13 protein-coding genes and 4 pseudogenes are annotated in these 17,379 nt (G+C 73.7%); 10 read left to right on the forward strand and 7 right to left on the reverse strand.

Going from position 1 to position 17,379, the window contains the following annotated elements; all coding sequences use genetic code 11:
• Positions 1-149 precede the first annotated feature (149 nt).
• Positions 150-554: a VOC family protein gene (locus tag SCATT_RS30905; RefSeq protein ID WP_014151451.1), complete on the forward strand. Its 405-nt coding sequence runs from the start codon at positions 150-152 to the stop codon at positions 552-554.
• Positions 555-667: 113 nt separating this feature from the next.
• Positions 668-1,951 (forward strand): annotated as a pseudogene (gene thrS / locus SCATT_RS30910) (threonine--tRNA ligase); the annotation flags it as partial.
• A 198-nt stretch (positions 1,952-2,149) separates the two neighbouring features.
• On the opposite strand, the pseudogene SCATT_RS30915 reads toward thrS, so the two are convergent.
• Positions 2,150-2,965, reverse strand: a pseudogene (locus SCATT_RS30915) (phosphoenolpyruvate hydrolase family protein); the annotation flags it as partial.
• Between the two features lie 332 nt (positions 2,966-3,297).
• On the opposite strand from SCATT_RS30915, the pseudogene SCATT_RS39920 reads away from it, so the two are divergent.
• Positions 3,298-3,783 (forward strand): annotated as a pseudogene (locus SCATT_RS39920) (hypothetical protein); the annotation flags it as partial.
• Positions 3,782-4,760: pseudogene (locus SCATT_RS39925) on the forward strand (FAD-dependent monooxygenase); the annotation flags it as partial. The pseudogenes SCATT_RS39920 and SCATT_RS39925, both read left to right, overlap by 2 nt.
• A 116-nt stretch (positions 4,761-4,876) precedes the next feature.
• Here SCATT_RS39925 and SCATT_RS30925 read toward each other — a convergent pair.
• Complete coding sequence (locus tag SCATT_RS30925) at positions 4,877-6,523, reverse strand: Tm-1-like ATP-binding domain-containing protein (protein WP_014151446.1); 1,647 nt, start codon at positions 6,521-6,523, stop codon at positions 4,877-4,879.
• 93 nt (positions 6,524-6,616) lie between these two features.
• Positions 6,617-7,258, reverse strand: a complete 642-nt coding sequence (locus SCATT_RS30930) for a GNAT family N-acetyltransferase (RefSeq protein ID WP_014151445.1) — start codon at positions 7,256-7,258, stop codon at positions 6,617-6,619.
• Between the two features lie 132 nt (positions 7,259-7,390).
• Between SCATT_RS30930 and SCATT_RS30935 the strand changes: the two genes are divergently transcribed.
• Positions 7,391-8,461 carry a DUF2797 domain-containing protein gene (locus SCATT_RS30935; RefSeq protein ID WP_014151444.1) on the forward strand — a complete coding sequence of 357 codons (1,071 nt, stop codon included), beginning with the start codon at positions 7,391-7,393 and terminating at the stop codon, positions 8,459-8,461.
• A 76-nt stretch (positions 8,462-8,537) separates the two neighbouring features.
• Here SCATT_RS30935 and SCATT_RS30940 read toward each other — a convergent pair whose 3' ends face one another.
• The gene (locus SCATT_RS30940) at positions 8,538-9,911 is read right to left on the reverse strand and encodes a serine hydrolase domain-containing protein (protein WP_014151443.1); all 1,374 of its coding nucleotides are present in this window, start codon (positions 9,909-9,911) and stop codon (positions 8,538-8,540) included.
• A gap of 477 nt (positions 9,912-10,388) precedes the next feature.
• Here SCATT_RS30940 and SCATT_RS30945 point away from each other — a divergent pair, with 477 nt between their 5' ends.
• Positions 10,389-10,772: a DUF2231 domain-containing protein gene (locus SCATT_RS30945; protein ID WP_014151441.1), complete on the forward strand. Its 384-nt coding sequence runs from the start codon at positions 10,389-10,391 to the stop codon at positions 10,770-10,772.
• A gap of 17 nt (positions 10,773-10,789) precedes the next feature.
• Here the strand turns inward: SCATT_RS30945 and SCATT_RS30950 are convergent, their stop codons facing one another.
• Complete coding sequence (locus SCATT_RS30950; protein WP_014151440.1) at positions 10,790-11,158, reverse strand: hypothetical protein; 369 nt, start codon at positions 11,156-11,158, stop codon at positions 10,790-10,792.
• A gap of 353 nt (positions 11,159-11,511) precedes the next feature.
• Here SCATT_RS30950 and SCATT_RS30955 point away from each other — a divergent pair, with 353 nt between their 5' ends.
• From SCATT_RS30955 to SCATT_RS30965, 3 genes are all read left to right on the forward strand, one after another.
• A complete protein-coding gene (locus SCATT_RS30955; RefSeq protein ID WP_042507714.1) occupies positions 11,512-12,063 on the forward strand; it encodes a DinB family protein in 552 nt (183 codons plus the stop codon).
• A gap of 204 nt (positions 12,064-12,267) precedes the next feature.
• Positions 12,268-13,692 (forward strand): MFS transporter, encoded by a 1,425-nt coding sequence (locus SCATT_RS30960; RefSeq protein WP_014151438.1) that lies wholly within the window; start codon positions 12,268-12,270, stop codon positions 13,690-13,692.
• Between the two features lie 141 nt (positions 13,693-13,833).
• Complete coding sequence (locus tag SCATT_RS30965) at positions 13,834-14,703, forward strand: DUF2165 domain-containing protein (RefSeq protein ID WP_231904916.1); 870 nt, start codon at positions 13,834-13,836, stop codon at positions 14,701-14,703.
• A 69-nt stretch (positions 14,704-14,772) separates the two neighbouring features.
• Here the strand turns inward: SCATT_RS30965 and SCATT_RS30970 are convergent, their stop codons facing one another.
• Positions 14,773-15,744, reverse strand: a complete 972-nt coding sequence (locus tag SCATT_RS30970) for an NADPH:quinone reductase (RefSeq protein WP_014151436.1) — start codon at positions 15,742-15,744, stop codon at positions 14,773-14,775.
• A 232-nt stretch (positions 15,745-15,976) separates the two neighbouring features.
• Between SCATT_RS30970 and SCATT_RS30975 the strand changes: the two genes are divergently transcribed.
• Positions 15,977-16,426 carry an SLATT domain-containing protein gene (locus tag SCATT_RS30975; protein WP_014151435.1) on the forward strand — a complete coding sequence of 150 codons (450 nt, stop codon included), beginning with the start codon at positions 15,977-15,979 and terminating at the stop codon, positions 16,424-16,426.
• Between the two features lie 39 nt (positions 16,427-16,465).
• Here SCATT_RS30975 and SCATT_RS30980 read toward each other — a convergent pair whose 3' ends face one another.
• On the reverse strand, positions 16,466-17,254 hold the full coding sequence (locus SCATT_RS30980; protein ID WP_014151434.1) for a GNAT family N-acetyltransferase: 789 nt from the start codon (positions 17,252-17,254) through the stop codon (positions 16,466-16,468).
• Positions 17,255-17,379: the final 125 nt, after the last annotated feature.

Consider the following 17,379-nt stretch of genomic DNA (forward strand, 5'->3'; position numbering starts at 1 on the left):
GGCGGATCACACCCGGCGGCCCGGCGGGGGAAGGCACTCGACGTCCGGGCGGGCGGTGGTTAGCATCACGATCACGGCATCGCGTGTCGGTCACCGACCGGGTGAGGCATGGAGGTGCCCGTGAGTTTGCCTTACGGAGGCATTCCACAGTGTCGGTACAGTTCAACCACACCATCGTTCACGCCAAGGACAACCGTGAGTCCGCCCGGTTCCTGGCGCACATCCTCGGACTCGAGGTCGGGCCGGAATGGGGCCCGTTCGTCCCGGTGGCCACCGCCAACGGCGTCACCCTCGACTTCGCCACCGCCCCGGCCGAGTCGATCGTCCTCCAGCACTACGCGTTCCTCGTCTCGGAGGAGGAGTTCGACGCGGCCTACGACCGCATCCGGGCGGCCGGGATCGACCACTACGCCGATCCGCACCTGAAGCAACCCGGCGAGATCAACCACAACCACGGCGGGCGCGGGGTCTACTTCATGGACCCGGCCGGGCACGGCATGGAGATCATCACCCGTGCCTACGGCAGCCACGAGCGGCCGGAGGCCGGATCTTAACCGGGTGACGGGGACGGGGTCTTCTGTTAGCGTCGCCGGTATGAAGCGCGCTGCCAACGTCACGACGACGCCGAGGAGAGTCCCGGCGCGCTGACCGTTGTCTTGAGTCGAAGCCCCGGGGCGGGTGCCCCGGGGCTTCGCCGTGTGGTCATCCGCCCTCCGTCCGTGAGGAGACCACCGTGTACGACCACCGCAAGCTCGGCCGCGAACTCGGCCTGTTCGACACCGACCCGCTGATCGGCGCGGGCCTGCCCTACTGGCTGCCGGACGGCGCGGTGATCCGCCACACCCTGGAGGAGTACATCCGCGACGTCGAGCGCCGGGCCGGCTACCGCCACGTGTACTCACCGGTGCTGGGCAAACGCGAGCTGTACGAGATCTCCGGGCACTGGTCGCACTACGCCGACGACATGTATCCGCCGATGGACCTCGGCGGCGAGCAGATGGTGCTGCGGCCCAGCCTGTGCCCGCACCACGCGTTGATCTACCGTTCCCGGGCCCGCAGCTACCGTGAACTGCCGTTGCGCGTCGCCGAGTTGGGCGGCATGTTCCGTTCCGAGCTGTCGGGCGTGCTGGGCGGGCTCACCCGGGTGCGGGCGATCCAGCTCAACGACGCGCATATCTTCTGCTCGCTGGAGCAGGTGGCCGACGAGGCCCGTTCGGCGCTGGAACTGATCGCCCGGGCCTACCGCGACCTGGGCATCCACGCCGCCCGCTACCGCCTGTCGCTGCCGGACGAGGGCGGGAAGTACGTCGCCGACCCCGCGATGTGGCGGCGTGCCTCCGCCCTGCTCACCGAGGTGCTCGACGCCTCCGGCGTGCGGTACGAGGCGGTGCGGGGCGAAGCGGCGTTCTACGGCCCGAAGATCGACGTCCAGATCGCCGACGGGGCCGGGCGGGAGGCCACCTTGTCCACCGTCCAGGTCGATCTGCACCAGCCGGCCCGCTTCGACCTGCGCTACGTGGGCGCGGACGGCGGCAGGCACCGGCCGGTCATGGTGCACCGCAGTGTCATCGGCAGCGTGGAGCGGGCCGTGGCCCACCTGGTGGAGGTGTACGGCGGCGCCTTCCCCGGCTGGCTGGCCCCGGTCCAGCTGGTGGCGCTGCCGGTCTCCGAGGCGGAGGTGCCGCGGGCCAGGGCGCTGGTGGAACGCTGCGTCCAACGGGGGCTGCGGGCGGAACTCGTCGGCCCCGAGGACGGCAGCCTGGGCGCCCGGGTGCGTGCCGCCCGGCTCGTTCCGTACCAGGCGGTGATCGGCGCGCGGGAGGCCGCCGGTGACGAGGTGGCGCTGCGGTTGCGGGACGGCCGCCGGCTGCCCGCGCTGCCGGCCGGGCGGGCGGTGGACCGGATCGCCGAGCTGGTGGCGGCGCGCGGCACCGAACTGTGGCCGGACTGACGGCGTTTCGGCCGCGTGTCTTCGCCGCGTGTCTCAACCGCCGGAAGGCAGCGGTTCGCCGCACCGGGGGCAAACGGTGGCCCCCGGCGCGTCGGGGATCCCGCCGCACTCGGGACACACCAGGTGCAGCAGGCAGGCCGGGTCGCCGCCTTCCGGCTCGGGTACGGGACCGGGCGGGCCGGCCGCCGGGCGCCGCGGGGTGAGGGAGGCGAACGCCCGGGTGCGTTCGGTGACGGCCAGCTCGGTCGGCAGGCGCTCGATGGAGGAGGCGCCGAAGAAGCCGACGACGCCCTCGGTGTGCTCCAGCACGTACCGGACGTCCTCCGGCTCGGCGATCGGGCCGCCGTGGCAGAGCACCAGGATCGCCGGGTCGACCCGTTTCGCGGCGTCGTGCATGCGCTGGACGGCCTCGGCGGCCTGGTCGAGGGTGAGGGCGGTGGCGGCGCCGACGGTGCCCTTGGTGGTCAGGCCGACGTGCGGTACGAGGACGTCGGCCCCGGCCCGGGCCATGTCGGCGGCCTGGTCGGGGTCGAAGACGTAGGGCGCGGTGAGCAGGTCACGCTCCCGGGCCAGCCGGATCATGTCGACCTCCAGCCCGTAACCCATGCCGGTCTCCTCCAGGTTGACCCGGAAGGTGCCGTCGTACAGGCCGACCGTCGGGAAGTTCTGCACCCCCGCGAAGCCCATGGCCCGCAACTCGTCCAGGAAACGCCCCATGTCGCGGAAGGGATCGGTCCCGCACACCCCGGCGAGCACCGGCACGTCGCCGATGAGCGGCAGCACCTCCCGCGCCATCTCCACCACGATCGCGTTGGCGTCCCCGTACGGCAGCAACCCCGCCAGCGACCCGCGCCCCGCCATCCGGAACCGCCCCGAGTTGTACACGATCAGCAGATCGGCCCCGCCGGCCACGGCGCACCTGGCGGTCAGCCCGGTGCCCGCCCCGGCGCCGATCACCGGGCGTCCGGCCTCGGCCTTCGCGTGGAGGCGGCGCAGGACGTCGGAACGTTTCATGGGATCTCCTCCGGCCTCGGGGAAACGTGGGTGCGGCGGTTGTCGGTGAGAACGATCACGGTCCGGCACGAGTGCCCGGAGCCGGTTCTCGTACACGCGGCGGGCCCGGCCGATGGTAGTGGTGCGCACGTCCTCGGTCCTGCCGGCCGCCACGGCGGGGCGGCGTCCGCCCTCGGCCCCGCAGATGCGCGCGGTGTCCCCGGGCCGCGCGTTGTCGAGGAGCGCGCGGAACTTCGGACGCGTCGCCTGCCTGTCGTCGAACGATCGTTGCCGACAGGCGAGACGCACGAGGCGTGGTCGCGTGCGGGGCGGGGTGGTTGACTGAACGCCTGATGCCGGAAGACCGCCAGCCCTCGTCGACGCACCCCCGTCCGCACGCGAAGCCGCTGCAAGGTGGCGCGTGGCTGCCCCACGGCTACCGACTCGCCCCCCCCCACTCGCACGCGGTGGGGCAACTCGTCTATGCCGCCGCCGGCACGCTGGCCACCGCCACCGACCGCGGAACCTGGGTCGCCCCGGCCAACCGCGTCACCTGGACGCCCCCGCGCTTCGCGCACTCCCACCGCTTCTACGGCCGGACCGACGTACGCCTCCTCCAGGTCCCGCTCGACCTGTGCGCACAACTCGTGGACCACCCCAGTGTCTTCGCCGTCAGCCCGCTGCTGCGCGAAGCGCTCCTCGCGCTCACCGACAGCCCGGAGCGGCGCCCCGGCGCCCACCGGCGACTGCTCACCGTCGTCGTGGACGAGCTGGTGGACGCCGCCGAGCACTCCCTCCACCTGCCGGAAGGCGACGACGACCGGCTCCGCGCCGCCACTGGCGGAGGTCTTGGCGGGCGACCCGGTCCCGCACAGCGCAGGCGCCTTCTACATCGACGGCCACCCGGTGCCGGTCGATGTGGACGAGGACGACAACGAGAGCCTGTTCTGCCCGCAGCAGGTCCTCGTGCACAACCTCACCGAGGTCTTCCTGCGCGAAGGCGGCGACCTGCGCTACGAAGCCGCCGACGTCACCCTGGCGAACCTCACCGAGGATCACCCCGTCGTGCGCTACCAGGACGCCGACGGAACGGCCCGGGCCGTCGACTGCGACCTCATCGCCGGCTGCGACGGCTTCCACGGCATCTCCCGCCGCAGCATCCCCACCACGGCCCTGACCGAGTACTCCCACGCGTACGGCTACTCCTGGCTCAGCGTCCTGGCCGCCACCCCGACCAGCCCGTCCGGCATGGCGATCCACGAACTGGGCCTGGCCGGCATGATCCCCCGCGGCCCCGGGGCCAGCCGCGTCTACCTCCAGTGCGCGGTCGACGACACCCCCCGAACAGTGGCCCGACGAGCGCGTCTGGAGCGAGCTGGAAGCCCGCTTCGGCACCCCGCCCTCACGCGGCGAGATCCTGTCCAAGCAGATCGTTCCGCTGCGCAGCGTGGTCTTCGACCCGATGAGCCACGGCAAGCTGTACCTCCTCGGCGACGCCGCCCACATCGTCCCGCCGATGAGCGCCAAGGGCATCCACCTCGCCCTGCACGACGCCGAGGTCTTCGCCCGCGCCGTGATCCGCCACGCGACGGAAGGCGACTCCCGTCTCCTCGACACCTACTCGGAGACCTGCCTGCCGCACATCTGGAACTACCAGGCGTTCGCCACATGGATCACCGACACCATGCACAACGCCGGATCCGCCCTTCCCGAGGGCGATTTCAAGAAGCGGATCGCCCGTGCCGAACTCCAGCGCCAGTTCGCCTCGGAGTCGGCGAACAAGCTGTTCAGCGAGCTCACCGCGGGAACCAACTAGTGCCCACCCGCGTTGGGGGTGCTTCCGCGGCGCGATCGGATCGTGGTCCACGTCGGCCGGGGAACGGAACCCCAGCGGCGATGTGGAGCGCTGTGCCAGCCGACCGCGATCCGTCTTCACCGACAACCGCTGTGGCGACGTTCCCCTGGGCCGTCCTCGGACGGGACGGGGGCCGCCGTGATCAGCTCGTGCAACCGGTCGGCGGCGGCCAGGGCGAACTCCGGGGCGTTGAGGTGGGCGTCGATCTCACGCAGCACGACGTGGCTGCCTCGGAGTACGGTACGCAGCGCCGCCAGGCCCGCCGCGTCCGCCTCCGGGTCGTGGAACGGCGCCCCCTCGGCGTCCACGGCCGACACCCCGCGCAACGGCCACCACACCTCCGCCGCCCCCCGCGCACCGGCCAGCCGCCGCCCGATCTCCGCGCCGACGCGGGCCATCTCCTCGGCGGTGGTACGCATCAGGGTCACGGTCGGATTGTGCGCGAGCAACCGCCGTCCGGCGAAGCGTTCCGGTACCGTCCCCGGCGGCCCGAAGTTGACCATGTCGAGCGCTCCCGGCGCGACCACCTGCGGGATCCCGGCCGCCCCGGCCGCGGTGAGCCGCCCCGGCCCGGCGCTCAACACCCCGCCCACCGCCTCGTCGGCCAACTCCGTCGTGGTCAGATCCAGCACCCCCGCGAAGACCCCCTCCCCCACCAGCCTCTCCAACGCCCTCCCCCCGGCCCCCGTCGCATGGAACACCACCACCTCGTACCCCAACCCCTCCAACCGCCCCCGAGCCGCCTCCACCGCCGACGTCGTCACGCCGAACATGGACGCGGCGACAACGCGGCTGCCGCCGGGGGCGGATGGCGCGCCGGACGCGAGCGGGACGGGCGCGGCGGAGTCGCCAGTTACCGGCGGGGCGCCGGAGGCAGGGGGCGCGCCCGGCACAGGCGTCGCGGCGGGCGCAGGAGAGGCAAGCGGACCACCAGAGGTGGAGTCGGGCCCGTCACCGGAAACGGACGCCGCGGCCAGAGCGCCGGAGGCAGGACTCAGCGGGACGGACCCGGCGGAGCCGCCAGTTACCGGCGGGACGCCGGAGGCAGGGGGCAGCGGGGCGCTGGGAGGGCCAACTGGGCCGGCGCCAACGGGGGACGTGGCATCCGGGGCGTCAGAAGCAGAGCGCGACGTGGCGTCGGGCGAGCCGACGCCGTCGGTGGCGGCAGGGGGCGAGGCAGGCGCGGCCGGGGTGGGGTGGGCCATGGCGGCGGTGGCGGATACGGCGTTGGCGAGGATGCGGCGGGAGATGGGGTCGAGGCCGGCGATGTCGGTCACGCTGTAGGTGAGGGTGAGGTCGCAGTCGCCCACGTAGGGGCTGACGTCGCCGGAGGCCATCGTGCTGACGAGGAGTTTGGGGACGCCGATCGGCAGGGCGCGCATGGCGTGGGCGGCGATGGCGGAGCCGCAGCTGCCGCCGGCCGCGAGGATCGCGTCGAGGCGGCCGGCGCGGTACAGGCCGAGGACGACGGAGGCGGCGCCGCGGGCCATGGCGGCGATGGCGGCGCCTCGGTCGCCGGCCGCGCGCAACGCGCGCAGTTCGCAGCCGGCGGCCCGCGCGACCTCCTCCGCGCCGACGTCCGGGACGGGAACGTCCCTGCCGGAAGCGAGGATTCCGGTGTCGACGAGGACGACGTCGCAGCCGTGGGCGCGCAACCGGTCCCGCATCCAGGCGTACACGGCGCCCTTGGTGTCCAACGTTCCGACCAGCACGACGGTCGCCATGCCCTCACGCCCCTTCAGGCACTCCGGTCCCCCGATCGTCCCGCAGGCCGCAGGCGTGGGCAACGTGCCGTCCGCGTGTCCGGAGGGCGCCGGTCAGGCGGGAGGGGACTCGCGCACGAGCCCGGTCAACGGGGCGTCGGTGTGCCAGCCGAGCGTTTCGTAGAGGGCGCGGCCGGCCCGCGTCGCGCCGAGCACACCGGTGGTGGCCCCGGTCTCGGCGGCGGCGTTGGCCAAGGTGCGCATGACGACACCGCCCAGGCCCTTGCGGCGGTGCGCGGGGGCGGTCTCCACCTGGTCGACGACGGCCGCCGTGGCGCCCGGTGGCCGGGCGATCCGGCCGCGCGCCGCGAACGCCCCGTCTGCGGCGAAGACACAGGCCTGGACGACGCCACCCCGGGCCCAGGTGCGCAACCGGTAACCGTCGGGCACGGTCACCGGCGCGGGGCTCAGCGCGGTCGACATCAGGAAGCACGGATCGTCGAAGCGCCACCCGGGGCCGACGGCGGGGGCCACCTCCTCGGCGGGGAGGAAGACCTTGAGCCAGGTGCCGGGGGCGGTGACGTTCTCGGTGAGCTTGCGTATCAGCGGCCGGTCGGTCTCGGTGAGCACATGGCGGGTCACCTGGTCGGGAAGTCCGACGTCGACCGTGTACCCCCACGGTTCCGGCCGAGGGGGCGCCGCGCCCCGCGAGACGACCCAGTCCTCGATCCAGTCCCGCACGATCCCGGCGTCCACGACACCCTCCGTTGGTAATAGGTTATTATGGACTTCGATCATTACGTACCTCGTTCCGCGCGGACATCCGGGGTGCCGTCGACAACACCGTCAGCCGAGGGTCCTCCGGTGCGGCACGGTAGGGTCGGGACCATGGCGGGCACGGGAGAGGACCCCGGGACGGGCACGGACGCGGCGTCCGGCGCGACCCGCGGCCCGGCCGGCGGCGCCGGGTCCGCGACCCCCTCGGCCCCCCGATCCGCCGCACCCTCCGGTGCCACCTCCCCCGCCTGGCGCGCGATCGGCCTGATCTGGCGCCAGGAGACGCCACTCCTGGAATGGGCCGCGCCCGCCGCACCGGCCGCATCCCCTACGCCGGCGGCACCCACCTCCCCTACCCTCGCGCACGCCACCGTACGGACGAGCCCGCTACCCCTCGGTGCCGAACCCGCCTTCACCGTCGGCGCCGACCGCCGGTGCGTCGGGGTGTGGCGGGCCGGACGCCGGGTGCCCTGTCCGGCCGGCGCTCCCGTCCCGGCGCGGACCCGGGGCGCCCAGTGCGCGACGTGCACCGCGCTCGACCGTTCGTCGTCCATCGCCGCCGACACCCGGCCCGACGATCCGCGGGCCTTCGCCGTCTACCTCGCCCATCACGGCAGCGTGGTCAAGGTGGGCATCACGGCCGAAGAACGCGGCAGCACACGGCTGTTGGAGCAGGGCGCGCTCTCCTCCACCGTCGTCTCGACCGGGACCCTGATGGCCGCGCGCCGCAGCGAACACCTGCTGACCACCGCGCTCGGCCTCCCCGACCGGGTCGCCGCGCAACGCAAACGCACCGCCCGCGCGCGACCCGGCACCCCCGGCGAACGCGCCGCCGAACTGCTCGCCACCGCCGAACGCGTCCACGCCCTCCCCGCTTGGCCGCCCATCGGCCAGACGCCCCGCGAACCGCACGTCACCGACCACACCACCGCCTACGGGCTCCCTCCCTCCGGACTCGTTCCCACCGCCGCCGTCCAACCTCTGGAACCGGGGCAGACCGTCACCGGGCGCCTCGCCTGCCGCATCGGCTCGGACCTCTATCTGGACACCGCCGCAGGGCTGGTGCTGCTGGACACCCGGCTGCTGGCCGGCTGGGCGCTGCACCCCGCGCCGGGCGACGCCGCTTTCACCGCCGGGCTGGAACCGCTCGACGACCCCCGCGAACCGCAGGCGCTCTTCTGAACCCGGCGCCTCGCGGCCCACCGGACGGCCGGGCCGCGACGGCACAGGGGTCGGTCCCCAACCGTGCGCTACGGGATCAGCGCGCCGTGAGGCGGGCGACCGCGTCCGCCCGGTCCGGTCCGGAGGTGACCAGCCACTGCGGCAGGTTGACGACGGTCGGCGCGACGAGCGACGGCTTGTTCGCCTGCTGCTTGCCCGTCTTCGCGGGGCCGCACAGTGCGCGTACCGCGAAGTCAACGAGGGCCTGGTCGATCGGGCTGGGCAGGACGTGACCGCTGGCGTCGAGCTTCTCGTACTTCATCAGGTTGTAGCCGACCGCCACCTGGCGGCTGCCGTCACCGCTGGACAGTGCGAGCGTCCCAGCACCGAAGACCGCGCCGTCGTGTCCCCAGAAGGTGCCGCACGGCAGCTCCCTGCTGTAGAGGCCCAGGCCGTACCGCATCAACTCGTTGCCCTCGGCGGCCACCGGCGTCATCATCTGCGTGAGCTGGGCGCGCGGTATCAGGCGTCCTTGGAGCAGGGCGCGGTAGAAGGTGTCCAGGTCCGAGGTGGTGGATATCACCGCGCCGGCCGTCCACCCCCAGGACATGTCGTAGGTGCTGTAGTCGCGCGGCGGGTCGATCAGCCCGTACAGCGACTCGTACATCTTGGGGTGCGGGCCGCTGATGTAGGGGGTGCGGGGGAAGTAGGTGTGGTGGAGGCCGGCCCGCTCGATGACGTTGTGGGTGATGTAGCGCACCGGGTCCTGTCCGGTGAGCCGGCCCAGGAGCAGGCCCGCGATGATGTAGTCGGTGTTGGAGTACACGAAGCGCTGGCCGGGGGCACCGGTGGCAGGCGCGTCGAGTCCGTAACGCACCAGCTGCGCCGGGGAGATGTGGCGGAAGCGGTCCTCGTCGATGCTGGCCGGGGAGAGCTTGGTCAGCGAGGGGAAGGCGCCGGCCACGTAGTCGCCGATGCCGCCGGTGTGGCTGAGGATCATGCGTACGGTGACCTGGTCGCCGCGCTTGCCGGGTATCAGCCCGGGCAGGTAGCGGGAGATCGGCGCGTCGAGGGTGAGCCGGCCCGCGGCCACCTGCTGGAGCAGCGCCACGGAGGTCATGGACTTGGTGATGCTGCCGATCCGTTGCCGCATGTCGGGGGTAACCGGCCGGCCCGTGTCGCGGTCGGCGACCCCGGCGGCCCCGCGCCAGGTGGTCTTGCCGTCGCGCACGGTGGCGTAGATGCCGTACATCCCGGCGTCGTGCACGGCCTCCAGGGACTTGGCGAGCCCCGCCGCGTCGATCCCCGGGTGCTGTGCGGCGGTGATGGCCGTGTCGGGGCGGGGTGCCGCCTGGGCCGTCTGCGGGGTGACGCCCGCCGCCGTGACCGCGGCCAGGCAGGCGACGGCCGCCGCCCACCTTCGCCCGCGTGCGGCGGACGTTCCCTTTTGCCGAAGACGCGTTGAACGCATGGTGTGGTGACCTGCTTCCGATCGATGAACGGTGGAACGATCAATGCCGCGATTCTTCTCGGCGCCGTGCTCCGCCGAATCGTGCGCGAGGACGAGCCGTACTCCCTCACCCGGCGGATCGCCTACGGCATCCGGTCAGGTGGCCGGAGCCGCCCCTCGCGGCCGGGACGGGTGCGCCGGGTGGCACGGAAGTCTCAGAGGGTCCTGAGAAGTTGCCCTGTCAGGCTGTGCTCCCCGCGCCGGGAGGCGGGCGGTGTCCGCCGTGGTGGATCTCCCTTCCGCGCGGGGTCCGCCGTCCCAGGACGGACGGGCCAGTGTCGGCCGACCTCCGTGGAGAGGACTTTCATGAGCCCCACCGTCGTGGGCGGGCTTCCCGCGCATGTGCTCTTCGTGCATCTCGTCGTCGTCCTGGTGCCGTTGACCGCGCTGGCGTTGGTGGTCTGCGCGGCGTAGCCGGTCTGGGGGCGGCGGCTCGGGGTGGTGCTGCCGTTGTTCGCCCTGGTGACGTTGGTCTCGGTGCCGCTGACCACGCACGCGGGTGAGTGGCTGGAGCGTCACGTGGGCCGGGATCCCCTGGTGCGGCGTCACGCCGAACTCGGGGACGGTCTGCTGCCGTGGGCGCTGGGCCTGTTCGTGCTCGCCGTGGTCGTGTGGTGGGCGGGCCGGCGGCATACGCCGGACGGTGCCGGGGCGTCGGGGCCGGCCTGGATCTCCTCGTGGCCTGCCCGGGCGCTGGCGGTCGTCCTCTGCCTTCTGGTCGCCGCCGGATCCGTGGTGGACGTGTACCGCATCGGCGACTCCGGAGCCCGCGCCGCGTGGCACGACAGTTTCTCCAACTCCCCCTCGGGCAGCGGCGACTGAGCGGCGTCCGCCAGGCGTCACCGTGCCGTGGCGTCGATCCCCAGGGCGCGGAAGGCTATGCGCTGGTCGAACCAGAGCAGCGCGACGGTGACCACGGCCATCGAGGCGGCCATCACCAGGTGTCCGGCGGACGAGGTGATCTGGAGACCTATCGCGCCGAGCAGCAGGTGGACCCCGACCCGCAGGGCGATCAGGCCGATGGCGATCTTGCGGGTACGGGAGTTCTTCAGCATGGCGCGGACGAGCTTGGCGCGGCGGCCCAGGACCGTGAAGCCCACCGCGATGTTGAGCGCGACCAGCGCCAGCACCACCGTCCAGGCGCCGTGCCAGGCGTGCCACAGGTCGTAGACCGCGCCCATCGTCCCCTCGAAGGCGAAGAACCACACCGGCAGCGGCCTGATGCCGTCCGTCCCCGGGGGCCGGCGCGGGTGCCGGCTGCTCCGGAGCGGCGTCCACCGCTTCGGCCGCCGGTACCGAAACCCGCTGCGCCACCGTGCCGTTCATCTCCGTACGCCCCCTGAAATCCGGATGCCGTGGTCACCGCTGCGGTGACGTTCTTCATCCTTCCGCGGCTCGCGGATCCCCGGCAGAGCCTGCCGTCATCAACCTCGCAGGACAAATGTCATACCCGGCCCTGACAAAAATCACCGTGCCGTGGTGACACCAGTTCCACCCCAGCACACCGGACCATGGCGAGCGACCACACCGCACCCCAGGGCGGAGACCCCATCATGGGGGCATGACAAGTCCCAGCAGAAGAGCAGAGTTCTTCATCGGACCCGAGGGGGACCCCCGGGTGACGACGCGGACCGTCGGTGACGAGCGGAGCATGCTCGTCGATTTCCTCGCGGCTCAGCGGGGGACACTGGAGATGAAGTGCGCGGGGCTGGGCGCCGAGTTGTCGCGGCGTTCGGTGGCGCCGTCGACGTTGTCGCTGCTGGGGCTGGTCCGTCACCTCGCCGATGTGGAACGCCGGTGGTTCCGGCAGGTCATGGCCGGTGAGCAGGCGCCGCCACGGTTCGCCTCGGCGTCCGACGCCGACCACGACTTCCACGGTGCGGTGGCCGATCCGGCGGTGGTCGCCGCGGCGTGGGAGGCGTGGCGCGAGGAGGTGGCGTTCGCCGAACGGTTCGTCGCCGACGCGCCCGACCTGGAGGTCACGGGGGACGACTCGTGGCGCGGAACGGTGTCGTTGCGCTGGGTGGTGCTCCACATGATCGAGGAGTACGCGCGCCACAACGGCCACGCGGATCTGCTGCGGGAACGGATCGACGGCGCGGTGGGGTTGTAGGCGCCGACGGCGCGATCCCGCCTGCCCGGGGCGGACCCCGGCGCCGTCCGGCGTCCGCCCCGCCACCCCGCCCCAACCCCACCCCCACCCTGCCCGGCCAACGCCCCGGCCCAGCCCGGACGCCCCCACGACAACCCCGCACCCAACCCCCCACTCCGCCAACCCCGTTCCTTCTGTACCTACTAGTATGTACACTACTTCGCCATGACAACCCTTCCGGACACCGGACACCGTCCGCACGCCCCAACCACCCCGCCCACCAGGGCCTCCGCCGCTCCCCCGGCGCGTACCCGGCCGGCGCTGGCCGCGGTCTGCCTGGGCCTGTTCATGATCCTGCTGGACGGCAGCGCGCTGAACGTGGCGTTGCCCGCGGTCGAGCGGGACGTGCACGGTTCGATCGCGGTGTTGCAATGGGTGGTGAACAGCTACACCATCCCGTTGGCGAGTGTGCTGCTCACCGCGGGCTCCATCGCGGACCGTTGGGGGGCGCGGCGGTTGTTCGCCGCGTCGCTCGCCGCGTTCACGGCGGCCTCGGTGGTGTGCGGGCTCAGCCCCGACCTGACCGTCCTGGTCGTCGCGCGGGCGGCGCAGGGTGTCGCGGCGGGCGGGTTGCTGCCCACCACGCTGACGATCATCGCCCGCACCTTCCCCGACCCGGTGGAACGCGCCAGGGCGATCACGGCGTGGGGCGCCACCGGTGGACTCGCCCTGGTGGCCGGGCCGATCGGCGGCGGGGTGCTCACCGACGTGTGGGGCTGGCGGGCCATCTTCCTGCTGAACGTGCCCGTCGGCCTGGTCACGCTGTATCTGGCGCTGCGCTACACCGCGGAGACCGCGCGCCGGGCCGCCAGGGCCGATCTGCCCGGCCAGGTGACCGCGGTCGTGGCGCTGGCCGCCCTGGTGGCCTGGCTCATCGAGGGCGGTCCGCTCGGCTGGACGGCGCCGGTGCCGCTGGCACTGCTGGCCGTCGCCGTGGCGGCGGCGGTCGGGTTCGTCGTCGTCGAGCTGCGGTCGGCCCATCCGATGCTGCCGCCGGCCATCTTCCGCCGGGCCGCGTTCACCGCGTCGGTCGCGGCCGGTTTCGCGCTCCAATTCGGCGGCTACGGGCTCCAGTTCATGCTGGCGCTCCACCTCCAGCGGAGCTGGGGGCTGGGGGCGTCGGCGACGGGGGTGTACCTGCTGCCGTTCTCGGCCGCCTGGGTATTCGGGACGATCGTGGTCAACCGCCGTCTGGTGGGCCGTGGTCCGCGGTTCCTGCTGTGGACGGGGGCGGCGGTGTCGTTCGCGGGGGCGTTGCTGTTGCTCGCCATGACGGGGCCGGGCGCCTGGCCGTGGGAGGTGGTGGGCACCGCGCTCGCCGGGCTGGGCTGCGGTGTCTTCTCCCCCAGCCTCAACGCCTCGGCGTTGCAGGCCGTGGACCCGGCGTACGCCGGTCTGGGGTCGGCGGTGCTCAACACCGCGCGGCAGGTGGGCATGGCGCTGGGGGTCGCGCTGCTCGGTACGTTCGTGGCGCTGCCGGACGCGCTGCTCGGGCTGCGGATCGACGTGGCGCTGGTGGCGTCGTGCTTCCTCGCCGTCGTCGTGCTGAGCCTGCGCTACCTCCCGCGGGGGATCGCGGCACGCCGCTGACCGGGGCCGGATCGCGTACGGAATACGACGCCGGGCGGCGGGTACCCGAGGCTCACGTGGGCGTTCAGGGGTCCGTACGCCACCGGCCGCGCGGCGCGTACGTGGCCGGGGCGGGCGGCCGGCCGTGCTGGGAGGTGGGCGGTGTCCGTGGCCAAGTGGCTGGGCGCGTTGGGGCTGGCCGCGGCCGGCGTGGGCGGGGTGTGGGCGGCGCGGCGGCTGCCGGTCGCGGCGGAGGTGTCGCGTACCGCGAGGGCCGTGGCGGCGGACGGGCTGCGGCGGATGCGTCTCCCGCGCGGTGCCGTCGGCCCCCACGCCTCGGGCCCCCGGGTCAGCCGTCCCCGTGGCCTGCCACGCCGTGCGCCCGCCGCCGTACCGCGCCCCGCTTCCGTGGCCGGGGTCTGCCTGGGCGCGCTGGCCCGCTGGGACGGGCACGCCGTACCGTCGTGCCACGGTACGGATCCGCGACGGGCGGCCCGGCTCGCCAAGGCGGCGCTGACCGCAGCGCTCGGCGGGTACGCGGCGCTGACGGCGTTCGGCAACGTCACCGATCCGGCGCCCAACCGGGAGTTCGTGCGCCACGTGCTCACCATGGACGACCGCGCGCCGGAACTGGCGGAACTGAGCCGGAACGGCTCCCGGGCGATCCACCGGCCGTGGGTGTGGCGGGCGGCCTACGGATGCGTCATCGGCGGTGAGGCGCTGGTCGGCGGGTTGTGCCTGGTGTCGTCGTGGCGGCAGGTCCGGGCGGCGGGCGCGGCGCACGACCACTTCGCACGGGCCGCCTCGACCGGGATCGCCGGGGCGGCGGGCGCCTTGCTGCTGTGGTTCCTCGGCTTCCAGACGGTGGGCGGCGAGTGGTTCGGCATGTGGATGAACCAGCACTGGAACGGCCTGGACAGCGCGGCCCGGGTGTGTGGTTACGCCGGTGTGGTGCTGCTGTTGTTGTGTCTGCCGGAGGAGGCGGACGTGCCGGGTCGTGCGGTACGGGAGGTCCGCCGGCCGTCCAGGTGAGGTCACGCGGTGCGCGTGGTCCCACCGGCTGTGAACGCCGCGCTCCCGGGCGCCGGTCGTCCCACCCGGTCAGGGGCGCAGCACGATCCGGCCGCGTACGGAGGCGTCGGCGAGCAGGCGGTGGGCGTGGGCCGCTTCGGAGAGCGGGAGGCGGTCGGTGACGCGGGGGCGCCAGGTGGTGGTGCGCAGCAGGTGGGGGACGGCGGTCGCGGCGGTGGCGAGGTCGGCGGTGGTGGCGTTGCTGATGGCGAAGCCGACGATGCGGGCGTCGCGGGTGTAGAGGGCGCCGACCGGCAGGCCCACGATGTCGTGCAGCCCGGCCATCAGCACCATGCGTCCGCCGTGCGCCAACAGCGGTACGGCGACGGCTGGTTGGCCGTGGCCGGAGGTGTCGAGGTGGACGTGGTAGCCGTCGGGCGCGGCGGTACGGAGGCGTTCGGGGAGGTCGGTGCCGTGGTAGTCGTAGACGTCGGCGGCGCCCCACGCGCGGACCCGGTCGAAGTCGTCCGGGCGTGCGGTGGCCACCACGCGTGCCCCGGCCGCGTTCGCCAGCGCGACGGCGGCCGAGCCGACGTTTCCGGCGGCGCCGCCGACGTACACCGTCTGCCCGGCGCGCAGCCTGCCGTGCCGGAAGAGCGCGAGCCAGGCGGTGGCGGCGGGGTGCGCGGCGGCGACCAGTTCCTCCGGGTCGACGTCCGGGGGCGCGGGGTAGAGGCGGTCGGCGGCCACGGTCGCGTACTCGGCGAAGGAGCCCTGGCGTCCGCCGTGTCCGAGGCTGTTGCACCACACCGCCTGGCCCGGGGTGAAGCCCACGGCGCCGGGGCCGGTGGCGGCCACCTCGCCGACCAGGTCGCGCCCGATGACGAACGGCGCGGGTATCGGCGTGCGATAGGCGCCGGAACGCACCAGGGCGTCCACCGGGTCGACGGCCACCGCGCGCACCCGGACCAGGACGTCGGTGGGGCCGGTGGCGGGCAGTGGCAACTCGCCGTAGCGGATGGCGTCCGGCGGTCCGGGCTCGGTGACGTAGGCCGCGCGCATCGTGGCGGGGAGGGAAATCCGCGCTCCCGTGGGTGGCTGGGGGACGGGGTGGTCGGCCACGATAGTGCGCGGACCGGCGGGTGGCGGGCAGCGCGGCGCCATGGGCATGTCGGATCGGCCCCGGCGGTGCGGTGCTTCAGCGGTACTTCAACGGTGCTTCAGCTGACGGGGCGTCGCCCGCGTGGTGCACCATGGTCGGGTGCCGATCATCCGACGAACGCCACTGTCGCCCGTGGACACCGACGACCCGCTGCTCGCTCTGGCCCTGGAGGACCTGGCCTGGTACGAGCGACAACGCGACCGGGCCCGCCGGTGGCACTGGGCCACCGAGTTGAGCGCCCTGGTCACCGGGGGCACCACGGTGGTGGCCGCCGGCATCCAGGCACCGGCGGCGGTCACCGCCACCATCGCCGGGGCCACCGTCTTCATCGGCGGCTTCCGCCAGGTCTTCAACCACGCGGAGCGCCACGTCGTGGCGGCCGAGGCGTGGTCCCGGCTGCGCCAGGCGGTCCGCCGCTACCAGTTGGTGCCCGAACCCCGGCGCGGCGCCGAGGTACGCCAGCGCCTGCTGGACGAGGTGGAGGCGGTGGGGTCGGCGGAGTTGGAGAACTGGGCCGCCGGCCGCCGGAGCAGGCAGTCCGCCACGCCGTCCGGCCCGCCCTCGGTGCTGGACGCGCGGTGAACGCCCTTACGGCATAGGCGAATCGGCCCCGTCGGCACCTCAGCGTGGCGGTGACCAGATGTACGGCGTCGTGGTGGTCACCGCCGTGAACCCCAGGCGGCGCAGGATGGGCGCGCTGTCGTCGGAGGCGTCCACCTGGAGGTAGCGGACGCCGCGCTCCACGGCGAGCCGGGCCCGGGCGGCGACGAGCGCGCGGTAGACGCCCCGGCCGCGCCACTCGGGGAGCGTCGATCCGCCCCACAGCGAGGCGAACGGGGTGCCCGCCCGGTGGACCAGCCAGGCGGCGCAGACCGGGTGCCCGCCGGCCTCCGCGACCAGGACGGCGATCTCCTCCGGGGCGACCGCCACCCGGCCGATCAGATCCTCCGCGAGCCAGCCGAGGTCGAGGCCCCACACGGCGGACTCCAGGGCGGCGACGCGGCGCATGTCGGCGTCGGCGGTCACGCGGCGCAGTACGACACCGGGCGGCGGCACCGGTTCCGTGGCCATCCGCTCGGCGCGGCCGATCAGCACGGTTTCCTCGTCCTCGGGCTCGAAGCCCGCGGCACGCAGCCGGTCCGGCAGGTCGGCCGGCAGGTCGTGGCCGCGGGTCTTCCACTCCACCGCCTCCCCACGGGCGGCGAAGTAGTCGCGCTGCCGTGCGATCAGCCGGTCCAGCTCGGCACCGCGCAACCCGGTGTCGCGCGGCGCGGTGACCAGGCCGCGCGGCCGGCCGACGATCCGCAGCACCGGCCCGTCCCACTCGTGGCGCACGTCCGCGGGCGGGGTGGGCGGGGCTCCACGCATGTGCTCGTCGTAGGCCGCGAGCAGGGTTTCGGCTTCGTTCACAGTTCCGCAGCCTACGACCGGGGCGCAACCGGTTTTCTCCCGTGCCCGGGTCCGTGCCTCCCGGCGTACGGCTCAGACAGCGTTGGGTAAGTGATCAACTCCGGGGTGTGCTGCCCTCGCGGTGA

The sequence above is a fragment of the Streptantibioticus cattleyicolor NRRL 8057 = DSM 46488 genome, from assembly GCF_000240165.1.
GTDB classification, from domain to species: Bacteria; Actinomycetota; Actinomycetes; order Streptomycetales; family Streptomycetaceae; genus Streptantibioticus; species Streptantibioticus cattleyicolor.